The sequence below is a fragment of the uncultured Paracoccus sp. genome, from assembly GCF_947487305.1.
Lineage (GTDB): Bacteria > Pseudomonadota > Alphaproteobacteria > Rhodobacterales > Rhodobacteraceae > Paracoccus.
Genome location: NZ_CANKWH010000061.1, coordinates 1 through 1809 on the forward strand (window position 1 = coordinate 1; position 1809 = coordinate 1809).

The 1809-nt window shown below is 63.7% G+C and carries 1 protein-coding gene and 1 pseudogene; both read right to left on the reverse strand.

All coding sequences use genetic code 11. The annotated features are described in order from the left end of the window. Window positions 1-72 precede the first annotated feature (72 nt). Window positions 73-867, reverse strand: coding sequence for an IS21-like element helper ATPase IstB (istB, locus tag Q1A36_RS21220; RefSeq protein WP_101754722.1), 795 nt, complete (start codon window positions 865-867; stop codon window positions 73-75). Beyond that, a pseudogene (locus Q1A36_RS21225) lies at window positions 857-1809 on the reverse strand (IS21 family transposase); the annotation flags it as partial. The gene istB and the pseudogene Q1A36_RS21225, both read right to left, overlap by 11 nt.

Below are 1809 nucleotides of genomic sequence, written 5' to 3' on the forward strand. Positions count from 1 at the left end.
TGTTGATTTTCACTCAGAAGTGAGCCGGCATTTCCATCGAGAAGTGAGCCACCTCTGACTATGGATTTCCGTTCATTCAGTGGTCAAGGCGCTATTGTCCTCCTTCTTCTGGCGCGCTGCGGCGGCTGAACTGGCCTTGAAGCGGAAGCTGTTGTTTCCCGTCTCAAGGATGTGGCAGCGGTGGGTGAGGCGGTCGAGCAGTGCGGTGGTCATCTTGGCGTCGCCGAAGACCGTGGCCCATTCGCTGAAGCTGAGGTTGGTGGTGATAACGACGCTGGTGCGTTCGTAGAGCTTGCTCAGCAGATGGAAGAGCAGCGCCCCGCCCGAGGCGCTGAAGGGCAGATATCCCAGCTCATCGAGGATCACGAGATCGAGGCGGGTCAGGCTTTCGGCAATCTGCCCGGCCTTGCCCTTGGTCTTCTCCTGTTCCAGGGCATTGACCAGTTCGATGGTGGAGAAGAAGCGGACCTTGCGGCGGTGGTGCTCGATGGCCTGAACGCCGAGGGCGGTTGCGGCGTGAGTCTTCCCCGTGCCCGGACCGCCGATCAGGACCACGTTCTGAGCCCCGTCCATGAACTCGCAACGATGCAGCTGGCGCACCGTGGCTTCGTTGATCTCGCTGGCCGAGAAGTCGAAACCCGAGAGATCCTTGTAGGCTGGGAAGCGCGCGGCCTTCATGTGATAGGCAATGGAGCGGACCTCGCGCTCGGCCATCTCGGCTTTCAGCAGTTGGGACAGGATCGGCACGGCGGCTTCAAAGGCCGGCGCAGCCTGTTCGATCAGGTCCGTCACGGCCTGCGCCATGCCATGCATCTTCAGGCTGCGGAGCATGATGACGATGGCGCCACTGGCAGGATCATGACGCATGACGGCCTCCTGCAATGGGGGTGCGCAGGCCGTCATAGCGTTCGACATTGGCCTTGGGCTCGCGACGCAGGGCCAGGGCCTGCGGGGTATCGAGCGGCGGCCCGCCAATGACCTTGCCGTCGACCAGCCGGTGTAACAGGTTCAGCACATGGGTCTTGGTCGCCACGCCCTCGGCCAGGGCCAATTCCACAGCCGTCAGCACCGCCTGCTCGTCGTGCTGGAGAACCAGGGCGAGGATATCGACCATCTCGCGATCACCGCCGGGCTTGCGGAGCATCTGCTCCTGCAGTTGCCGGAAGGCAGGCGGGAACTCGGCAAAGGGCGCGCCATTGCGCAAGGCACCGGGCTTGCGCTGAAGAACGGCAAGATAGTGCCGCCAGTCATAGATGGTCCGCGGCGGCACCTGGTGATTGCGCTGGAACACGCGGCCATGCTCGCACAGGATGTTGCCCTCGGCCGCCACGACCAGCCGGTCCGGATAGATCCGCAGGCTGACAGGCCGGTTTGCGAAAGACGCCGGCACGCTGTAGCGATTGCGCTCGAAGCTGATCAGGCAGGTGGGCGAGACGCGCTTGCTGAGTTCGATGAAGCCGTCAAAGGCCGGTGGCAGGGGCATCAGTGCGGCCCGCTCCTCGGCCCAGACATCGGCGATCGTGCCCGGCAGCGTGCCGTGCGGGGTCTCCTGCCACACCTCCAGGCAGCGCTGCTCCAGCCAGGCGTTCATCGTGGCAAGGTCGCAAAAGCCCGGCATCCCCTGCAAGACCTGGCGGCGGGAGTCCTGAACGTTCTTCTCGACCTGTCCCTTCTCCCAGCCTGCGGCCGGATTGCAAAACTCCGGCTCGACGACATAGTGGTTGGCCATGGCGAGGAAGCGGATGTTGACCTGCCGTTCCTTGCCGCGGCCGACACGGTCCACCGCCGTGCGCATGTTGTCGTAGATAC

Excerpts from the sequence above, each read along its gene's own strand:
- istB (WP_101754722.1), bottom strand. The coding sequence starts at position 867 with ATGCGTCATGATCCTGCCAGTGGCGCCATCGTCATCATGCTCCGCAGC.